The sequence below is a fragment of the Streptomyces sp. NPDC030991 genome, assembly GCF_055571235.1.
Map to the genome: position 1 here is coordinate 342,758 of NZ_JBVIFR010000007.1, position 16,705 is coordinate 359,462.

The 16,705-nt window shown below is 72.3% G+C and carries 13 protein-coding genes; 4 read left to right on the forward strand and 9 right to left on the reverse strand.

What is annotated here, in order from left to right:
* Positions 1–167 precede the first annotated feature (167 nt).
* From ACZ45E_RS16540 to ACZ45E_RS16550, 3 genes are all read right to left on the reverse strand, one after another.
* Positions 168–935 (reverse strand): enoyl-CoA hydratase/isomerase family protein, encoded by a 768-nt coding sequence (locus ACZ45E_RS16540; protein WP_468221354.1) that lies wholly within the window; start codon positions 933–935, stop codon positions 168–170.
* 44 nt (positions 936–979) lie between these two features.
* On the reverse strand, positions 980–2,170 hold the full coding sequence (locus tag ACZ45E_RS16545) for a L,D-transpeptidase (RefSeq protein ID WP_468221357.1): 1,191 nt from the start codon (positions 2,168–2,170) through the stop codon (positions 980–982).
* A gap of 167 nt (positions 2,171–2,337) precedes the next feature.
* Positions 2,338–3,558, reverse strand: a complete 1,221-nt coding sequence (locus ACZ45E_RS16550; protein WP_468221358.1) for a L,D-transpeptidase — start codon at positions 3,556–3,558, stop codon at positions 2,338–2,340.
* Positions 3,559–3,704: 146 nt separating this feature from the next.
* Here ACZ45E_RS16550 and glgX point away from each other — a divergent pair, with 146 nt between their 5' ends.
* The gene (gene glgX / locus ACZ45E_RS16555; protein WP_468221360.1) at positions 3,705–5,996 is read left to right on the forward strand and encodes a glycogen debranching protein GlgX; all 2,292 of its coding nucleotides are present in this window, start codon (positions 3,705–3,707) and stop codon (positions 5,994–5,996) included.
* A gap of 195 nt (positions 5,997–6,191) precedes the next feature.
* Here glgX and ACZ45E_RS16560 read toward each other — a convergent pair whose 3' ends face one another.
* Entirely contained in the window at positions 6,192–6,611 is a 420-nt protein-coding gene (locus ACZ45E_RS16560; RefSeq protein ID WP_468221362.1) for a VOC family protein, read from the reverse strand.
* 5 nt (positions 6,612–6,616) lie between these two features.
* The gene (locus ACZ45E_RS16565; RefSeq protein ID WP_468221364.1) at positions 6,617–7,477 is read right to left on the reverse strand and encodes a helix-turn-helix domain-containing protein; all 861 of its coding nucleotides are present in this window, start codon (positions 7,475–7,477) and stop codon (positions 6,617–6,619) included.
* 129 nt (positions 7,478–7,606) lie between these two features.
* On the opposite strand from ACZ45E_RS16565, the gene ACZ45E_RS16570 reads away from it, so the two are divergent.
* Positions 7,607–8,722: an HAD family hydrolase gene (locus ACZ45E_RS16570; RefSeq protein WP_468221366.1), complete on the forward strand. Its 1,116-nt coding sequence runs from the start codon at positions 7,607–7,609 to the stop codon at positions 8,720–8,722.
* 31 nt (positions 8,723–8,753) lie between these two features.
* Here ACZ45E_RS16570 and ACZ45E_RS16575 read toward each other — a convergent pair whose 3' ends face one another.
* Genes ACZ45E_RS16575 through ACZ45E_RS16590 form a run of 4 tightly spaced genes read right to left on the reverse strand, consistent with a single transcriptional unit; the run spans position 8,754 to position 12,405 of the window.
* On the reverse strand, positions 8,754–9,395 hold the full coding sequence (locus ACZ45E_RS16575; RefSeq protein ID WP_468221367.1) for a response regulator: 642 nt from the start codon (positions 9,393–9,395) through the stop codon (positions 8,754–8,756).
* The gene (locus tag ACZ45E_RS16580; protein ID WP_468221369.1) at positions 9,388–10,671 is read right to left on the reverse strand and encodes a sensor histidine kinase; all 1,284 of its coding nucleotides are present in this window, start codon (positions 10,669–10,671) and stop codon (positions 9,388–9,390) included. Before ACZ45E_RS16580 ends, ACZ45E_RS16575 begins: the two co-directional genes overlap by 8 nt.
* A gap of 37 nt (positions 10,672–10,708) precedes the next feature.
* Entirely contained in the window at positions 10,709–11,488 is a 780-nt protein-coding gene (locus ACZ45E_RS16585) for an ABC transporter permease (RefSeq protein WP_468221372.1), read from the reverse strand.
* Positions 11,485–12,405, reverse strand: coding sequence for an ABC transporter ATP-binding protein (locus tag ACZ45E_RS16590; RefSeq protein WP_468221374.1), 921 nt, complete (start codon positions 12,403–12,405; stop codon positions 11,485–11,487). The genes ACZ45E_RS16585 and ACZ45E_RS16590 overlap by 4 nt, the downstream gene beginning before the upstream one ends.
* Positions 12,406–12,581: 176 nt before the next feature.
* Between ACZ45E_RS16590 and ACZ45E_RS16595 the strand changes: the two genes are divergently transcribed.
* A complete protein-coding gene (locus ACZ45E_RS16595; RefSeq protein WP_468221376.1) occupies positions 12,582–14,414 on the forward strand; it encodes an ABC transporter ATP-binding protein in 1,833 nt (610 codons plus the stop codon).
* Positions 14,414–16,300: an ABC transporter ATP-binding protein gene (locus tag ACZ45E_RS16600; RefSeq protein ID WP_468221379.1), complete on the forward strand. Its 1,887-nt coding sequence runs from the start codon at positions 14,414–14,416 to the stop codon at positions 16,298–16,300. The genes ACZ45E_RS16595 and ACZ45E_RS16600 overlap by 1 nt, the downstream gene beginning before the upstream one ends.
* Positions 16,301–16,705: the final 405 nt, after the last annotated feature.

Genomic DNA, 16,705 nt, shown 5'->3' on the forward strand with positions numbered 1-16,705 from the left:
TCAAGTACCTTTTGACCTGCAATGACTCACCGTGTGCGCCCGATTCTTGATCGTCACGAACAAGGTTCGCTTAAGGTCCTCTTAAGGTACGGATAATGCGCTCCAACGAGGTACGAGGGCAACTCGTATCGGTCGCAAGGGAGTTGACGCCCGGCGCAGGAGGGCCGTCAGGCGAAGGTCGCCTTGCCCGGACCTTCCTCCACAAAGCTGCGCATTCCGGTCTCCCGGTCGGCTGTCGCGAACAAACCCGCGAACCAGGTGCGTTCGATGGCGAGACCGGTCTCCAGGTCCGTCTCCAGGCCCGCGTCGATGGACTCCTTCGCGGCGCGCAGCGCGATCGCCGGACCCTTCGCCAGCTTCGCCGCCCACGCGTGCGCGGCCTCGAAGACCTCCGCGGCCGGGACGACCCGGTCCACCAGGCCGATGGTGAGCGCCTCGTCCGCCTTGACCTGCCGGCCGGTGAAGATCAGGTCCTTCGCCTTCGAGGGGCCGACCAGACGGGCGAGGCGCTGGGTGCCGCCCGCGCCCGGGATCAGGCCGAGCAGGATCTCCGGCTGGCCGAGCTTGGCGTTGTCGGCGGCGATACGGAAGTCGGCGCAGAGCGCCAACTCGCAGCCGCCGCCCAGCGCGTAGCCCGTGACGGCGGCGACGACCGGCTTGGGGATGCGGGCGACCGCGCTGAAGGAGTCCTGGAGGGCGCGGGACCTGACGACCATGGCCGCGTGGTCCATGGCCTGCATCTCCTTGATGTCCGCACCGGCCGCGAAGACCTTCTCGCTGCCGCGGACGACGACGGCCCGTACGTCCGTACGGGCCGTGGCCTCTGCCGCGAGTTCTTTGATGCGGTCCTGGACGGCGACGTCCAGGGCGTTCATCGGCGGACGGTCGAGGCGGATCGTGCCCACCCCGTCGGCGATTTCCAGATGTACGGTCATGGCCCGCAGGTTAGCGGGCGTTCACGGCCGGACGGGATGTCCCCCTACTTCTTCCAGTCCGCCCAGGACATGTTCCAGCCGTTGAACCCGTTGTCCGGGGCCACCGTCTTGTCGTGGGTGTTCTTGACGACGACCACGTCGCCGATCATCGACTGGTTGAAGAACCAGGCCGCCGGCACCTTGCTGTCGTAACCGCCGCGGACGTCGCGCAGGCCGACGCAGCCGTGGCTGGCGTTGTAGTTGCCGAAGGCGCCGCCGCCCCAGTAGTTGCCGTGGATGAACGTGCCGGAGTTGGTCAGGCGGATGGCGTGCGGGACGTCCTTGATGTCGTACTCGCCGCCGTACCCGACGGTCTCGCCGTTCATCCGGGTCACCGCGAGCTTCTCGCTCATGACCATCTGGCCCTCCCAGGTCTCGTAACCCGGCTTCCCGGCCGTGACGGGGATCTTCTTGAGCGTCCTGCCGTCGCGCTCGACCGTCATCATGTGCGTCTTCGCGTCGACCGTGGAGACCTGGCTGCGGCCGATGGTGAACTTCACCGTGCGGACCTGCTTGCCGTAGACACCCGGGCGCCCCTCGACGCCGTCGAGGTTCAGCTTGACCGTGACCTCGGTGCCGGACGCCCAGTACTTCTCGGGGCGGAAGTCGATGCGGTCGTTGCCGAACCAGTGGGGCTCGACCGGGACGGCGGGTTCCGTCTTGACGGTGATCGCCTTCTCGACGTCCTCGGGGTGCGTGATGCCCCGCGTGAAGCGGACCGAGAACGGCATCCCGACGCCGACCTTCGAACCGTCCTCCGGCGTGAACATGCCGACGAAGGTGTTCTTCGGGGTGAGCGTGGTGAAGGTGGTGTCCTTGGCCGACTCCCGCCCGTCCTTGTCCTTCGCCACCGCGTGCACCTGGTACTTGGTGGACGCGGCCAGGTGGTGGGCGGGCGTCCAGCTGCTGCCGCCGGTGATCTCCCCCGCCACCGGATTGCCCTTGGAGTCGGCGACCTTCACCTCGGTCAGCCTGCCCCTGTCGGCGCTGATCCTGAGGGCCCCGCTGGTGGCGACGGCGTCCGCCCCGTCCTTCGGCGCCACCGTCACGACGGCCTGCGACGGTTTGTTCGCCTCCGCCGCCTTGTCGGATGTGCCCTTGCCGTCCTCATCCGTACCGCCCCCGCCCCCGCACGCGGTGACCAGCAGCAGTGCCGCCCCCAGCAGAGCCGCCGATATCGGTCGTCGCCCGTTCAAGATGTTCTTCTCCCCTCGCACGGCCTTGGTCCAAGGCCCGCACCCCTGCGCGTCTGCGCGCGCACAGCGAAAGATTAACCTCCCGACCTGGGAAAACGGATCCCTGCTTATGTCACCGTTTAGTCCCAACGCCCGTGCGGTGGCCCCCCTTTCCGCCGCCGCCGGGGCTACGAACCCGCCGCCGCCCCGGCCTTCCACTCCTTCCACTCCATGTTCCATCCCCCGAGCCCGTTGTCAGGAGCCACTTTCTTGTCAGCGCTGTTGCGCACCTCGACGACGTCGCCGATGAGCGTGCGGTCGAAGAACCAGCCCGCCGGGGTGAGCGGACTGCCGCCCTTCACATCGCGCAGACCGACACAGCCGTGGCTGACGTTGCCGGCGCCGAAGACGCCGCCCGACCAGTAGTTGCCGTGCAGGAACGTGCCGGAGTCCGTGAGCCGGAGGGCGTGCGGCACGTCCGGGATGTCGTACTCGCCGCCGTAGCCGACGGTGCGGCTGTTCATCCGGGTGACGTCGAGCATCTCCGAGACGACCATCTTCCCGTTGTACGTCGTCGAGCGCGGCGCCCCCGCCGTGATCGGCAGGGTGGAGACCAGCTTCCCGCCCCGGCGGACCTCCATCATGTGCGTCCTGGCGTCGACCACGCTGACCTGGCTGCGGCCGACGGTGAACGAGAACGACTTGTGCTGGAGGCCGTAGACGCCGGGGGCCGCCTCCACGTCACGCAGGTTCAGGTCGACGCTGACCTCGGTGCCGGGCTTCCAGTACCGCTCCGGGCGGAAGTCCAGGCGCGCCGCGCCGAACCAGTGCGGGGCGACCTCCACCGCGGGCCTCGACCTGACCCGGACGGCACGCTCGACCGCGGCGCGGTTCTCGATCGCCCGGTTGAACTCCAGTTTCACGATCATGCCCGTGCCGACCGTGGCGCGGTTCTCCGGCGTCACGTAGCCGATGAACCGCTCGCCGGGGACGGCCGTCGTGAACGTGGTGTGGCGGGCCACGCGGCGGCCGTCGCCGCCGACCGCGACCGCGTCGACCGTGTACTTCGCGGCGAGGGTCAGCCGGTCCGCGCCCGGACCGGTGGGCAGCCAGCGCCGGCCGCCGTCCACCAGCCGCCCGGCCACCGCCTCCTCCCGCGCGTCCTGCACCTTCACGACCTCGACCGACTCCAGCCGGCCCTCGTCCACCTCGACCCGGAGCCGCTCGGTCACCTTCACGTTCTTGTCGGCGTCGTCCGGGGTGACCCGGATCAACTCCTCGGGCGAACGGGGCTTGCCGAACATCCCGCCCGCGTCGCATCCGGCGAGCCCACCGACCAGTCCTGCCCATGTCAGTACGGCGGCCAGTACCGTCCCTGCGCGCCGCGCGCGCCTCACAGCTGTTCTCACGCCAGGCCAACGACGCTCCCCCCGCTGGGGAAACGTGAGTGCGACCCGAGCTCTGGGCAGAACAGAGGGGAGGGGATCAGGGGCAGCGCGGCCGGGACGCCGCCGCCCCGCCGCCCATCCTTCGTGGAGCCGCGGGAGGCTGTCAGGTGTCGAGCGCACCCGAGCAGGAGGCAGTGCAGACCGGCGTGCCGGCCGGCCGGACGGGGAACGGGAGGCCGCCCGTCCGCGCGTCGGCGCTCTACGGGCCCGGGCGTGGCCGCACTCCCCCGGTCGAACCCGTGTGGCCCGGCACGCCCATGCCGCTCGGCGCCCGGTTCCGGGTCGGCCCGGACGGGGTCGCGGGGACCAACTTCGCGCTGTGGGCCGGGGGCGCCGAATCCGTCGAGCTCTGCCTGTTCGACGAGGAGGGGCGCGAAAGCCGGGCGCCCCTGACCGAGTTGACCCATCAGATCTGGCACGGCTTCGTGCCGGGCGTGCGGCCCGGGCAGCGGTACGGATTCCGGGTGCACGGCCGCTGGGACCCGTGGACGGGCGCCCGCTGGAACCCGGCGAAGCTGCTGCTCGACCCGTACGCGCGGGCCGTGGACGGCTCGGGGGAGAACGACTACGGCCGGCTGCCGCCCGAGGTGTACGGGCACGTACGGGACTGGCCCCAGCAGCATGTGGCCGACACCGTGCGCGACGACCGGGACTCGGCGCCGTACGTCCCGAAGGGCGTCGTGGTCCACGACGACGCGCCCGACGACGAGTGGGTGGACGACCGGCGGCCCAAGACGCCCTGGTCGGACTCGGTCATCTACGAGCTGCACGTGCGCGGCTTCACCCGCCGGCACCCCGGGATACCCGAGGAGTTGCGGGGCACGTACGCCGGGCTCGCGCACCCCGCGGCGATCGAGCACCTGACGCGCCTCGGCGTGACGGCGGTGGAGCTGCTGCCGGTGCACCAGTTCGCCCACGAGGACCATCTGCTGCGGCGGGGCCTGCGCAACTACTGGGGCTACAACTCGGTCGGCTACTTCGCCCCGCACGCGGCGTACGCGGCCTCCGGCACGGCCGGGCAGCAGGTCGGCGAGTTCCGGCGGATGGTGCGGGCGCTGCACGACGCCGGGATCGAGGTCATCCTCGACGTGGTCTACAACCACACGGCGGAGGCGGGCGAGCTGGGCCCGACGCTGTCCCTCAAGGGCATCGACAACCGCGGCTACTACCGGCTCCAGGACGACGCGCGCCGCTACGCCGACTACACGGGCTGCGGCAACACCCTGCACGTGGTGCAGCCGCACGTGCTGCGCCTGATCACCGACTCGCTGCGCTACTGGGTGACGGAGATGGGCGTGGACGGTTTCCGCTTCGACCTGGCGGCGGCGCTCGCCCGGTCGATGCACGACGTCGACATGCTCTCCCCGTTCCTCGCGGTCATCGCGCAGGACCCGGTCCTTCGCCGGGTGAAGCTGATCGCGGAGCCGTGGGACGTGGGCTCCGGCGGCTACCAGGTCGGCGCGTTCCCCCCGCTGTGGACGGAGTGGAACGACCGCTACCGCGACGCCGTACGGGACTTCTGGCGCGGCGCGCTCCCCGACGTACGGGATCTGGGGTACCGGCTCTCCGGGTCGAGCGACCTGTACGCGTGGGGCGGGCGGCGGCCGTACGCGTCGGTCAACTTCGTCACCGCGCACGACGGCTTCACCCTGCGCGATCTGGTGAGCTACGAGCGCAAGCACAACGAGGCGAACGGCGAGGGCAACCGGGACGGCACGAACGACAACAGGTCCTGGAACTGCGGCGCCGAGGGCGAGAGCGGCGCGGAGCCCGTACTCGCCCTGCGCAGGCGGCAGTTGAGGAACCTGCTGACGACGCTGCTGCTGTCGACGGGCGTGCCCATGCTGGTCGCGGGCGACGAGTTCGGGCGCACCCAGCACGGCAACAACAACGCCTACTGCCAGGACAACGAGATCAGCTGGGTCGACTGGGAGCTCCTGGAGGACCCCGGCTGGCGGGCGCTGTTCGACCTCACGTCCCGGCTGATCGCGCTGCGGCACGCGCATCCGGTGCTGCGGCGCGGCGCGTTCTTCTCCGGGCGGGCCCGCTCGACGGACGGGCTGCGGGATCTGGCCTGGTTCACGTCGCGCGGCACGGAGATGACGGAGCGGGACTGGTACGCGCCCGCCGCGACGCTCGGCATGTACTTGTCCGGGCAGGACATCCCGGGCCGGGACGCGCGCGGCGAGCGGATCGAGGACGACAGTTTCCTGGCCGTGCTGCACGCGGGCGACCGGGCCGAGAGCTTCGTCCTGCCGGGTGAGCCGTGGGCCCGGTCGTACGAGGTGCTGGTGGACACGGGCGCGGAGGAGCAGGCGGCGGCGCCGGGCGCGGTCCACGAGGCCGGGGCGGTGATCACGGTGGAGGCCCGGACGGTGCTGCTGCTGCGGGTGCGCTGACGGCGCCGCCCGGCCGGTCAGGGCCTGTCTTTGAACCCCCGTCGTCCGCGCGCAGCGCGGGCGCAGCGGCGGTCGGTGCGTGCGATCGGCGTGCGGCGTCCCAGGTCATGTGGCGGAGCCACCTGTCCTGGGGCGCCGTGCGGTGAGCGGGCGTGCCGGGCGTCGGGGCGCAGACGGGGGTTCAAAGACAGGCTCTCAGGGCCTGGGCTCTCCCCGGTACGTGCCGAAGGACCACTTGTTGCCCTCGGGGTCGAGAATCGTGAACTCGCGGCTCCCGTACGGCTGGTCCTCGATCTCGCGGAGGATCTTGACGCCGGCGTCGACGAGGTGCGCGTACAGCTCGTCGACCCGGTCGGTGACCACGTACGCGCCGAACATGCCCGGCATCAGGCACCACGTCCCCGGATCCGCGTCCGGCTTGTGGGAGCCGAGCATGATGGCGCCGCCCTCGGGCCAGTCGAGCTGGGCGTGCGCGACGAGGTCGCCGTCCCGGTACACGGCGGTGCGCAGGAAGCCGACGGTGCCGACGAGGAAGTCGATGAGGGCGGGGGCGTCGTTCGCCTGGAGGCTGGGCCAGACAGCGGGCTCACGCGGGGTGCTCTGCGAAGTGTCCATGGGAGTCATTCTTCGCCGTTGTGGTGGCCCCCGGCTTGGATGTTCCGGCACTCCTCGGCGAGCCACCCGGTCGGGCTGAGGCCCGCGTACCGCTGGAAGTCCCGCACGAGGTGGGAGTGGTCGCAGTAGCCGTGCTCGGCGGCGACCCGGGCCAGGTCGGGCGGCGCGCTCGCGGCGACGGCGCGTACGACGGCGGCCTTCGCGTGCTGGAAGCGCATGAGGCGCGCGGCCTGCCCCGGGCTCAGCCCCGTCTCCGCGCGGAACAGGGCGGTCAGCCGGCGCTCGCTCAGCGCGACGTGGGCCGCGAGCCCGGGCAGGGTGCCCGCGCCGCGGTGCCGGGCGAGCCACGCCCAGCCCTCGACCACCTCGGGGCGGACGCCGGCGAAGGGCCGGTCGACATCGCGCAGCAGGTAGGCGGAGAGCCGGGCGAAGCGCGTCGCCCAGTCGGCCGATCCCTGGACCTGCTCGCGTACGTCGGCGGCGGCGCGGCCCAGTACCTCCGTCCCGTCGGTCACCAGCTCTCCGGCGAGCGCGGCCGCCGGGACGCCGAGCAGGGCGCGGGCCGCCAGCGGGTGCACCGCGAGCTGGATACCGGCGTCCTGCCCGGACTGCGCGATGAACGCGGGGTCGCGGTGCAGGCCGCCCACGACGATGTCGGTGCGGACCGCGTCCGGCCCGGTCGCCTGCGCGGGGGTGCGGCCGCTGACGACCGGCCCGTCGAGGGAGAAGATCACCGTCAGGTACGGGGAGGGCAGGCCGCGGTGGAGCGCGGGGCGGGCGCCCCGCGTGCGGTAACCGACGGCCGAGACGATGGGGCCGCCGGACCGGGGCGTCGCGCGGACGAACTCGGCGGTGCCGGTGCTCATGTTCTCCAGTATGCGTCGGGCCCTGTGCGGGCGCCCCGTGCCTACCCGTGCCCGTCCGGCGCATACCCGTCACACGCGGTGACTTCGATCATGGCGCGGGCCGTAGGGCCGGGCCTACCGTGACCCGCCGTGAACCTCACCAGGAGAGACTCCCCGCTCAAGAAGCCCTTCCTTCTCGGTGCCGCGGGCGCCGCCCTCGCCGCCGCCGTCGCCACGACGGTGCTGTGGCCCGGCGCCGACGCGACCGCGGCGGACCACCGCGACGACGCCACCGTGCGGGCCGTGACGGCCCAGCTCGGGCACTGGCCGCGGCACCAGGCCGAACAGCTCGCCCGTGTGATCGCGGCGCACCGGGACCAGGGCGCGTACGCCACCTTCGACGCGGACAACACGACGTACCGCAACGACCTGGAGGAGTCGCTGCTGCCGTTCCTGGAGCTGAAGGGCGTCCTCACGCGGGAGACGATGGACCCGTCGCTGAAGGTGATCCCCTTCAAGGACACGGCCGCGCACAAGGAGACCCTGACCGAGTACTACGGCCGGCTGTGCGAGGTCGACGACCAGGTCTGTTATCCGTGGGCCGCGCAGATCTTCTCCGGGTTCACGCTGAAGCAACTCAAGGGGTACGTCGACGAGTTGCTGGCCTACGACAAGCCGCTGCCGGGCGGGGCGAAGCCGCCGGAGTTCTCGGACGGCATGCGGGAGCTGTACCACGCGCTGCGCTCGCACGGCATCGAGGTGTACGTGGTGAGCGCCGCCAGCGAGGACCTCGTCCGGATGGTGCTCGCCGACCCGAAGTACGGCTACGACGTGAAGCCGGAGAACGTGCTCGGTGTCGCCGCTCTGCTCAAGGACCGCAGGACGGGCGAGGTGACCAGCTCCCGGAAGGAGATCGCGGCGGGGACGTTCGACCAGAAGGCCCTGGAGGGACGGGAGTTGACGCCGACGCTGTGGGCTCCGGCGACCTGGTACGAGGGCAAGCCCGCCGCGATCAGCACGTACATCGACGCCTGGAAGAAGCCGATTCTGGCCGCCGGGGACACGCCCAAGAGCGACGGGCCGATGCTGTTCCGGTCGGTGGACGTGGCGCACGGCGGGGTCCGGGTCTGGGTCAACCGCAAGGACAGCTACATGAAGGAGCTGAACGCCATGAAGGCGGACGGCGCGAAGCGGCAGCGGGAGCTGGGCCAGAAGGTCACCGCGGACAAGCGGTGGGTGACGGTGACACCCGACGAGATCCGCTAGGACATCGGGCTGTGGGCCTTGGGCCTCGGGCCTAGCCGAGGATCTTGCGGTCGTAGGCCACCGCCACCGCCGCCGCACGGTCCTTGGCGCCCAGCTTGCCGTAGATGTGCGTCAGGTGGGTCTTCACCGTCGCCTCGCTGATGAACAGCTCCCGCGCGATCTCCTTGTTGGAGGTGCCGCGGGAGACGAGGAGCAGGACCTCGCGCTCGCGGGCCGAGAGGGTCTCGTCCGCCGGGGCTGCGGGTGTCCGCACGGCGGTGACCAGGCGGGAGGCGACCGCCGGGGAGAGGACCGTGCGGCCTTCGGCGGCGGCGCGGACGGCCGTGAACAGCTCCTCGCGCGGGGCGTCCTTGAGGAGGTAGCCGGTGGCGCCCGCCTCGATCGCGGGGAGCGTGTCCGAGTCCGTGTCGTAGGTGGTGAGGACCAGCACCCGGGCGCGGGCGCCGCGGCGGCTCAGCTCCTTGATGGCGTCCACGCCATTGCCGCCGGGCATCCGCAGGTCCATCAGGACGACGTCCGGGTCGAGTTCGGCGGCGCGGGTGACCGCCTCGGCCCCGCTCGCCGCCTCCCCGAGGACGGTGAAGCCGTCGGCGGAGTCGAACATGCCGCGCAGGCCGTCGCGGACGACGGGGTGGTCGTCGACGATGAGGAGCGTGATCACGGGGTCAGTCATGGCGCACCAACGGTACGCGAGCCGAGATCGCCGTGCCGCCGCCCGGTTCCGACTCGATGGTGACGTCGCCCGCGAGGCGTTCGGCGCGGGCCCGCATGCCGTCGAGGCCGAAGCCCGCGGTGCCGGTGCGGGCGGGCAGCGCGATGGGGTCGAAGCCGCGGCCGTCGTCGCGGACGTCGAGGGTGACCTCGCCCGCCATGAAGGAGAGGGTGACGCCGAGCCGGGTGGCGTGCGCGTGCCGGGCGGCGTTGGACAGGGCTTCCTCGGCGATGCGCAGCAGGGACGCCTCGATCTCGTCGTGGAGGGGTTCGGCGGTGCCGGTGAGGGTGAACTCGGCGCGTACGCCGGTGCGGCCGGCCCATTCGGCGACGGTCTTCTTCAGCGCCTCGGCCAGCGTCGCGTCGGCGAGGGCGGCGGGCGAGAGGTTGTGCACGGAGCGGCGGGCCTCGCCGAGGCTGTGCCGGGCGAGGCCGGAGGCGCGGTCGAGGTGCTCGCGGGCGATCTCCAGGGTGGGCGCGTTGGCGACGACCTGGAGCTGGGCGATGATGCCGGCGAGGCCCTGCGCGATGGTGTCGTGGATCTCTGCGGCGAGCCTGCGGCGCTCGTCGGCGACGCCCGCTTCCCTTGCCTGGACGAGGAGTTGGGCGTGCAGCTGGGCGTTCTCGTCCATGGCCCGCTGGAGGGCGGTGTTGGTGCGCTCCAGTTCGGCGATGGTCTCGATCTGGAGGCGGGCCTGTTCCCGCTCCTTGTTGTTGATCTGGCCGACGAACGCGACCATGACGCAGTTCACGGCGAGCAGTCCGCCGAACAGGATCCAGCCGAGCGAGCCGTCCGGTGGCAGGCCGCCGGCCTGGGAGCCGGCCACGACGATGATCGCGGCGAAGAGTCCTGGCCTGACCTGGCGGCGCGGCAGCAGCCGCTCGACGTCGAAGTAGCCGCAGGCCGCGTAGAACACGTAGAACGGGTTGATCAGGGAGCCGACGAAGGCGATCGCCCAGCGGACCCAGTAGTAGAGGACACCGGACCGGGTCGGGCCCGGCCTGGTGCGCATCGCGTGGCCCCACCACAGCTGGAGGAGGACCGCGGCCACGGAGAGCGGAACGAAGACGTACCAGTCGGTCCGGTTCATGCCGACGACGTCCGCCGTGGCGACGGAGAGGCCGGTGCCGACGAGGAGCAGCCCCCAGGGGCCCCAGCGGTGGAAGTTGGCCCAGCGCTCCTGGTCCTTCCTCGCCGCCTCCACGGCGGCGGCCACCTGGTCCGTCCCGATCGTCATGCCCTCAGTCTGCACGGCCCCGCCGTCCGTCATCACGTCACTCCCAACGGAACCAGCGCGCCGCCGCGCCGGAGAGCAGCACGGCCCAGACGGCGAGGACGCCCAGGTGGATCCAGCCGGGCCAGTCCCCCGCCGCGGCCTCGCTCATCGCCTGGGAGGCGGCGCCGAACGGGGTGCACTCGACGACACGGGCGAGCGTCTGCGGCATCGACTGCACCGGCAGCCACACCCCGGCGCAGAACATGCTCGGGAAGAACACGGCCGAGCCGATGGCGCTCGCGACCTTCTGGGTGCGGGCCCGGGCCGCGACCAGCGCGCCCAGTGACAGTGCCACGACGACGGAGAGCACGAGGGCGAGCAGATAGCCGAAGGTCTGCGACGGCAGTCGTACGTCGAAGGCGAGCCGCCCGATGGCGAGCGAGAGCAGCGAGGAGAAGAGGGCGGCGGCGCCGTGGATGGCCATCTGCGCGCCGAGCAGGGCGGGCGGCCGGACCGGCGTGGTCGACATGCGGCGCAGGATGCCGCGCTCCCGGTACCCGGCGATGACCGGTGCCATCGCCTGGAGCCCCGCCACGATCAGCGGGAGCAGCACGGTGACGGGGACGTAGGCGTCGATGAGGCGCAGGCCGTCGGGGCCCGAGTCGGCCTCCCGGAACGCCGGGATGGAGCCGAGGATGACCAGCAGCACGGGCGGGAAGACGGCGATGCCGAAGAGGGCGCCGGGTTCGCGCAGGAACAGCCGGATCTCGCTCCTCAGGACGGTGGAGCGGGCGCCGGGCAGGCGGGTGGTGAGGGCGGTGGCGGTGTCGGTGCTCATGACTGGCCGGCTCCCGTCAGGTCGAGGAACGCGTCGTCCAGCGTGGCGTCGGCGACCCGGAGTTGGTGGGCGGTGATGTGGTGGCGGGCGAGGAGGGTGATGACGGCGTTGACGGTCTCGTCGCCGCCGGTCAGGGTCGTGCGGCCGTCCCGGTGCTCGACGCCGGCGAGGCCGGGCAGGGCCGCCAGCTCACGGTCGTCGAGCGGCGCGGACGGCGTGAAGGAGATGACGGTCGCCCCGGCGGCCCGGCTGATCAGGCCGCCCGGGGTGTCGAGGGCGGCGACACGGCCCTGGTCGATGACGGCGATGCGGTCGCACAGCCGCTGCGCCTCTTCCATGAAGTGGGTGACGAGCAGCACGGTGACCCCGCTGTCCCGTACGTCCTCGATGAGCTGCCAGGTGTCGCGGCGGGCGCGCGGGTCGAGGCCGGTGGTGAGTTCGTCGAGGACGACGACCCGCGGGTTGCCGACGAGGGCGAGCGCGATGAACAGGCGCTGTTTCTGGCCACCGCTGAGCTTCGCGAACCGGGTGGTGAGCTTCTCGTCGAGCCGCAGCCGCTCGGCGAGCGGCCGCCAGTCGAGCGGGTCCGGGTAGAAGGAGGAGTACAGCTCCAGGGCCTCGCGCACGGTCAGCTTGGCCTGGATCTCGCTCTCCTGGAGCTGGGCGCCGAGGATCCGGGTGACCTGCTCGTGGTCGCGCACGGGGTCGAGTCCGGCCACGCGAACCCGCCCCTCGTCGGGCACCCGCAGCCCTTCGACGCACTCCACGGTGGTGGTCTTCCCGGCGCCGTTGGGGCCGAGGATGCCGAAGATCTCGCCTTCTTCCACGGTGAAGGAGACCCCGTCGACGACGGCCCGCCCGGCGTACGCCTTGCGCAGCCCCGCGACCTCGATGAGCGGTGCACTGGTGGTGGTCATGGCTCCAGCGTCGCCCGGCGGGTGCGGCCCGGGCATCGGCCATCGCGCTCGAAGGGGCATCAGCCGATCGGTTGACGGGCCCTACGACCGGAGCGGGTTCCCGGTCGCCCGCGACGGGCGCGGGCCACCGGAAACCCGCTGCCCTTTGTCAGTGCCGAACCGTAGTCTCACCCCTGATGGCGACTACGGATGCAGCTACCACGGACCCCGGCCGGACCGGCGACACGGATCAACTCGCGGCGCCCGCACCGCAGTCGGCGGCGCGGACGCTGCTGCGCCTGTGGCCGTACGTGCGGCCGGTGCGGGCGCGGTGGGCGACCGCCGCCGTCGTGGCCGTGGTCGCGTCCTGTCTGGGGCTGCTCTTCCCACTGGTGCTGAAGTGGATCGTGGACGGGCCGGTCACCGACCGCGACCCGGGCGGGGTGTGGCTCGGCGCCGGGGTGCTGCTCGCGCTCGGCACCGTGGAGGCGCTGCTGTTCGGGCTGCGCCGCTGGCTCGTGGCGCGGCCGCTCGCCGGGGTCGAGGCGGCGATGCGGGCCGACCTGTACCGGCACCTCCAGCGGCTTCCGGTCTCCTTCCACGACCGATGGGCCTCGGGGCAGTTGCTGTCGCGCGGCACGACGGACCTCATGGTCGTACGGATGTTCCTCGCCTTCCCGCTGACGTTCCTCTTCGTCAACGGGGTGACCATCGCCTTCGGGCTCGGCCTGCTCGTCGTGCAGGACTGGGGCCTCGGGCTGGTGCTGCTCGCGCCCGCGGTGCCGCTGATCGCGGTCTGCTACCGGTTCGAGCACGGGTACGCGCTGGCGTCGCGGCGGGCCCAGGACCAGGTCGGCGATCTGACGACGGTCGTCGAGGAGTCCGTGCTCGGCATCCGGATCATCAAGGGGTTCGGCCGGCACCGCAGCCAGGCCCGCGCCTTCCACGACCTGTCACGGACGCTGCGCGGCACGGAGCTGACCAAGGCGCGGCTGCTCGCGGGCATCCTCGCGGTGATCACACTGCTGCCGGAGGTGGCGCTGGGCGCGGCCCTCGTCATCGGTACGACGCAGGTCGCCGACGGCGCGCTGTCCGCGGGCACGCTCGTCGCGTTCCTGTCGACGGCGCTCGCGCTGCGCTGGCCCATCGAGTCCATCGGCTTCCTGCTGGCGATGAGCCAGGAGGCGGCGACGGCGACACGGCGGTACTTCGAGGTGATGGACGCGGAGGAGGAGGACCCCCGGGTGCGCGTCGACAGCGGTGGCCGGGACGGGGACGGCATCCGGTTCGAGGGCGTCGAGTTCCGCTACCCGGACGCCGCCGAGGGCTCCGAGCCGACGCTGGCCCGGATCGATCTGCACGTGCGGTCCGGGGAGACGATGGCCCTGGTCGGCGCGACCGGCAGCGGCAAGACCACGCTGACGGCGCTCGTACCGCGCCTGTACGACGTCACCGCCGGACGCGTCACGCTCGACGGGCGGGACATCACCGCCATCCCTCGCGAGGAGCTGCGCACCCTGGTGTCGGTGGCGTTCGAGGAGCCGACCCTGTTCTCCGCGTCGGTCGCGGAGAACGTGCTGATGGGGGCGGAGGGCGGGACGCCGGAGCAGGTGGAGCGGGCGCTCGCGGTGGCGCAGGCCGACTTCGTGCGGCGGCTGCCCGACGGCGTCGACACGGAGGTCGGCGAGCAGGGACTCAGCCTGTCGGGCGGTCAGCGCCAGCGCCTGGCGCTCGCCCGGTCCGTCGTCGGCGCGCCGCGCTTCCTGATCCTGGACGACCCGCTCTCCGCGCTCGACGTCCACACCGAGGCGGCGGTGGAGGCGGCGCTGCGCCGGGTGCTCGCGGAGAGCACCGCCCTCGTCGTCGCGCACCGCCCCTCCACGGTGCTGCTCGCCGACCGGGTCGCGTTGCTCTCCGGGGGCCGTGTCACGGCGGTCGGCACGCACCACGAACTGCTGCGGACGAACGCGGAGTACCGGTACCTGATGTCGGGGGACACGGCGGGCGACACCCGAGAGGCGGCGCACTGATGACGACCACCGCGAACACCGGGGTGTCCACAAAGCCGGACGGCCCTGACGGCCCGGACGGCCCCGAGGAGGAGGTCAGGCCGCCCTCCCCCGGCGACCCGTTCGACCAGGACGACCTGCCCACGCCCAAGGGCGCGACGGGTCTGCTGCTGCGCTCGCTGCTCACGCCGTACCGCCGCACCGCGTGGCTCACCGTCCTCGCGCTGTTGTTGCAGCAGGCCGCCGTGCAGTCGGGGCCGCTGATCGTCGCGTACGCCATCGACAGCGCGGTGCCGGCGCTGCGCGGGCACGATCACGGGCCGCTGATCGCGGTCGGCGCGGGCTTCCTGCTCACCGCGTGCTTCTCGGCCGCCTTCCAGTACGCGTACGTCCAGCTCTCCGCCCGTGTCAGCCAGAACGTGCTGCTCGATCTGCGCGACCGCATCTTCCGCCACGCGCAGGCGCTGAGCGTCGACTTCCACGACCGGTACACCTCGGGCCGTGTCATCTCGCGGGCCACGACGGATGTGGAGTCCCTGCGCGAACTGCTCTCCGAGGGCTTGCAGGAACTGGTCAACGTCGTCCTTGCCTCGCTCTACATCACGGTGATGCTGCTCTGGCTCGACCTGGGCATCGGCGCGGTCGCGGCGCTCTCCTTCGTCCCGCTGTCCGTCCTGATCCGGTTGTACCGACGGCGGGCCGCGCGCGCGTACGGCGAGCGGTCGTCGGCGATCGCGGCCGTCATCGTGAAGTTCGTCGAGACGATGAACGGCATCCGGCCGGTCCGGGCGTTCCGCCGGGAGCGGGCCAACGACGAGCACTTCGCCGTGCTGAACCACCGGCACGAGCGGGCCAACGGCACGGCAATGCTGGAGATGGCGCGCTACGTCATCGGCTCCCGCCTCCTCGCGAACACGGCGGTCGCCGGCATGGTCCTGTGGGGCGCCTACCGGGTCGCGAGCGGCACGCTCGCGCTGGGTGTACTGGCGGCCGCGGTGCTCTTCGTCCGCCGCCTCTACGACCCCATCGACCGGCTCGCGATGTTCCTCAACTCCTACGAATCCGCGGCCGCGTCCCTGAAGAAGATCGCGGGCCTGCTGGAGCAGACGCCATCGGTGCCGGAGCCGAGGTCGCCGCGGGAGCTGCCCGCGGCGCGCGGCGGCCGGCCCGGGCGCGACGTGGAGTTCGTGGACGTCTCCTTCGGCTACCGCACGGGCGGTGAGGTGCTGCCCCGCTTCGACCTGCTGATCCCGGCCGGGCAGACGGTGGCCGTGGTCGGGTCCACGGGCGCGGGCAAGTCGACGCTGGCCAAGCTGCTCGCCCGGTTCTACGACCCCTCGCACGGACAGGTGCTGCTCGACGGGGTCGACCTGCGGGAGCTGTCCCACGCGGGGCTGCGGCGCGGGGTGGTGATGGTGACGCAGGAGGCGTTCCTGTTCTCCGGGACCGTCGCCGAGAACATCGCGATCGGGCGCCCGGAGGCGAGCCGCGAGGAGATCGAGGCCGCCGCGAAGGCGATCGGCGCGCACGGGTTCATCACGGCGCTGCCCGACGGGTACGACACGGACGTGCGCAAGCGCGGCGGGCGGATCTCGGCCGGGCAGCGGCAGTTGGTGGCGTTCGCGCGGGCGCTGCTCGCGGACCCCGCGGTGCTGATCCTGGACGAGGCGACGAGTTCCCTGGACGTCCCCGGCGAGCGGGCGGTGCAGCGGGCGATGGGGACGGTGCTGCGCGGGCGCACGGCGGTGGTGATCGCGCACCGGCTCTCCACGGTGGAGATCGCCGACCGGGTCCTGGTGATGGAGAACGGCCGGGTGGTGGAGGACGGCACCCCGTCCGCCCTGATCACCGGCGCGGGGAGCTTCGCGGAGCTGCACAGGGCGTGGCGCGAGAGCCTGGTGAGCTGAGAGGGCAGTCCCCCGCGGCCCTCCGCGGCCCCTCGCGGCACCCCGCGCGGCCCCCCGTGGCCCTCCGCGGTCCCTCGCGGCACCCCGCGGTCCCCCGGTGAAGCCCCCTCCCGCGATCGAGGGGCAGGGCCGCGGGGTCCGGTCGCGTATCCGGTCGCGTATCCGGCCGACCATTTACAGCCACGGCCGATCAAGCCCCGGCGCCGCCCCGACCGCCCCCACATGCGCACCCGGCCCCCACAAGCCCCCGGACCCGCACCTTCCGGACACCAAGGCAGCGCCCGCCACCGACGGCGTACCGCAAGGTAGACGGGCCGCCGACACACCCCCGCAACACAACCCGCCCCACCCGCCCCCGCCCCGCATATCGAACACGTCCCCCCGCGCACCGAACCAAATCCGGCC

What these genes read in the sequence shown, in the direction of transcription:
- ACZ45E_RS16540 (WP_468221354.1), bottom strand. Translation starts at nt 935, where the DNA reads ATGACCGTACATCTGGAAATCGCCGACGGGGTGGGCACGATCCGCCTC.
- ACZ45E_RS16560 (WP_468221362.1), bottom strand. Translation starts at nt 6,611, where the DNA reads ATGGACACTTCGCAGAGCACCCCGCGTGAGCCCGCTGTCTGGCCCAGC.
- ACZ45E_RS16565 (WP_468221364.1), bottom strand. Translation starts at nt 7,477, where the DNA reads ATGAGCACCGGCACCGCCGAGTTCGTCCGCGCGACGCCCCGGTCCGGC.
- ACZ45E_RS16575 (WP_468221367.1), bottom strand. Translation starts at nt 9,395, where the DNA reads ATGACTGACCCCGTGATCACGCTCCTCATCGTCGACGACCACCCCGTC.
- ACZ45E_RS16580 (WP_468221369.1), bottom strand. Translation starts at nt 10,671, where the DNA reads ATGACGATCGGGACGGACCAGGTGGCCGCCGCCGTGGAGGCGGCGAGG.
- ACZ45E_RS16585 (WP_468221372.1), bottom strand. Translation starts at nt 11,488, where the DNA reads ATGAGCACCGACACCGCCACCGCCCTCACCACCCGCCTGCCCGGCGCC.
- ACZ45E_RS16590 (WP_468221374.1), bottom strand. Translation starts at nt 12,405, where the DNA reads ATGACCACCACCAGTGCACCGCTCATCGAGGTCGCGGGGCTGCGCAAG.
- ACZ45E_RS16595 (WP_468221376.1), top strand. Translation starts at nt 12,582, where the DNA reads ATGGCGACTACGGATGCAGCTACCACGGACCCCGGCCGGACCGGCGAC.
- ACZ45E_RS16600 (WP_468221379.1), top strand. Translation starts at nt 14,414, where the DNA reads ATGACGACCACCGCGAACACCGGGGTGTCCACAAAGCCGGACGGCCCT.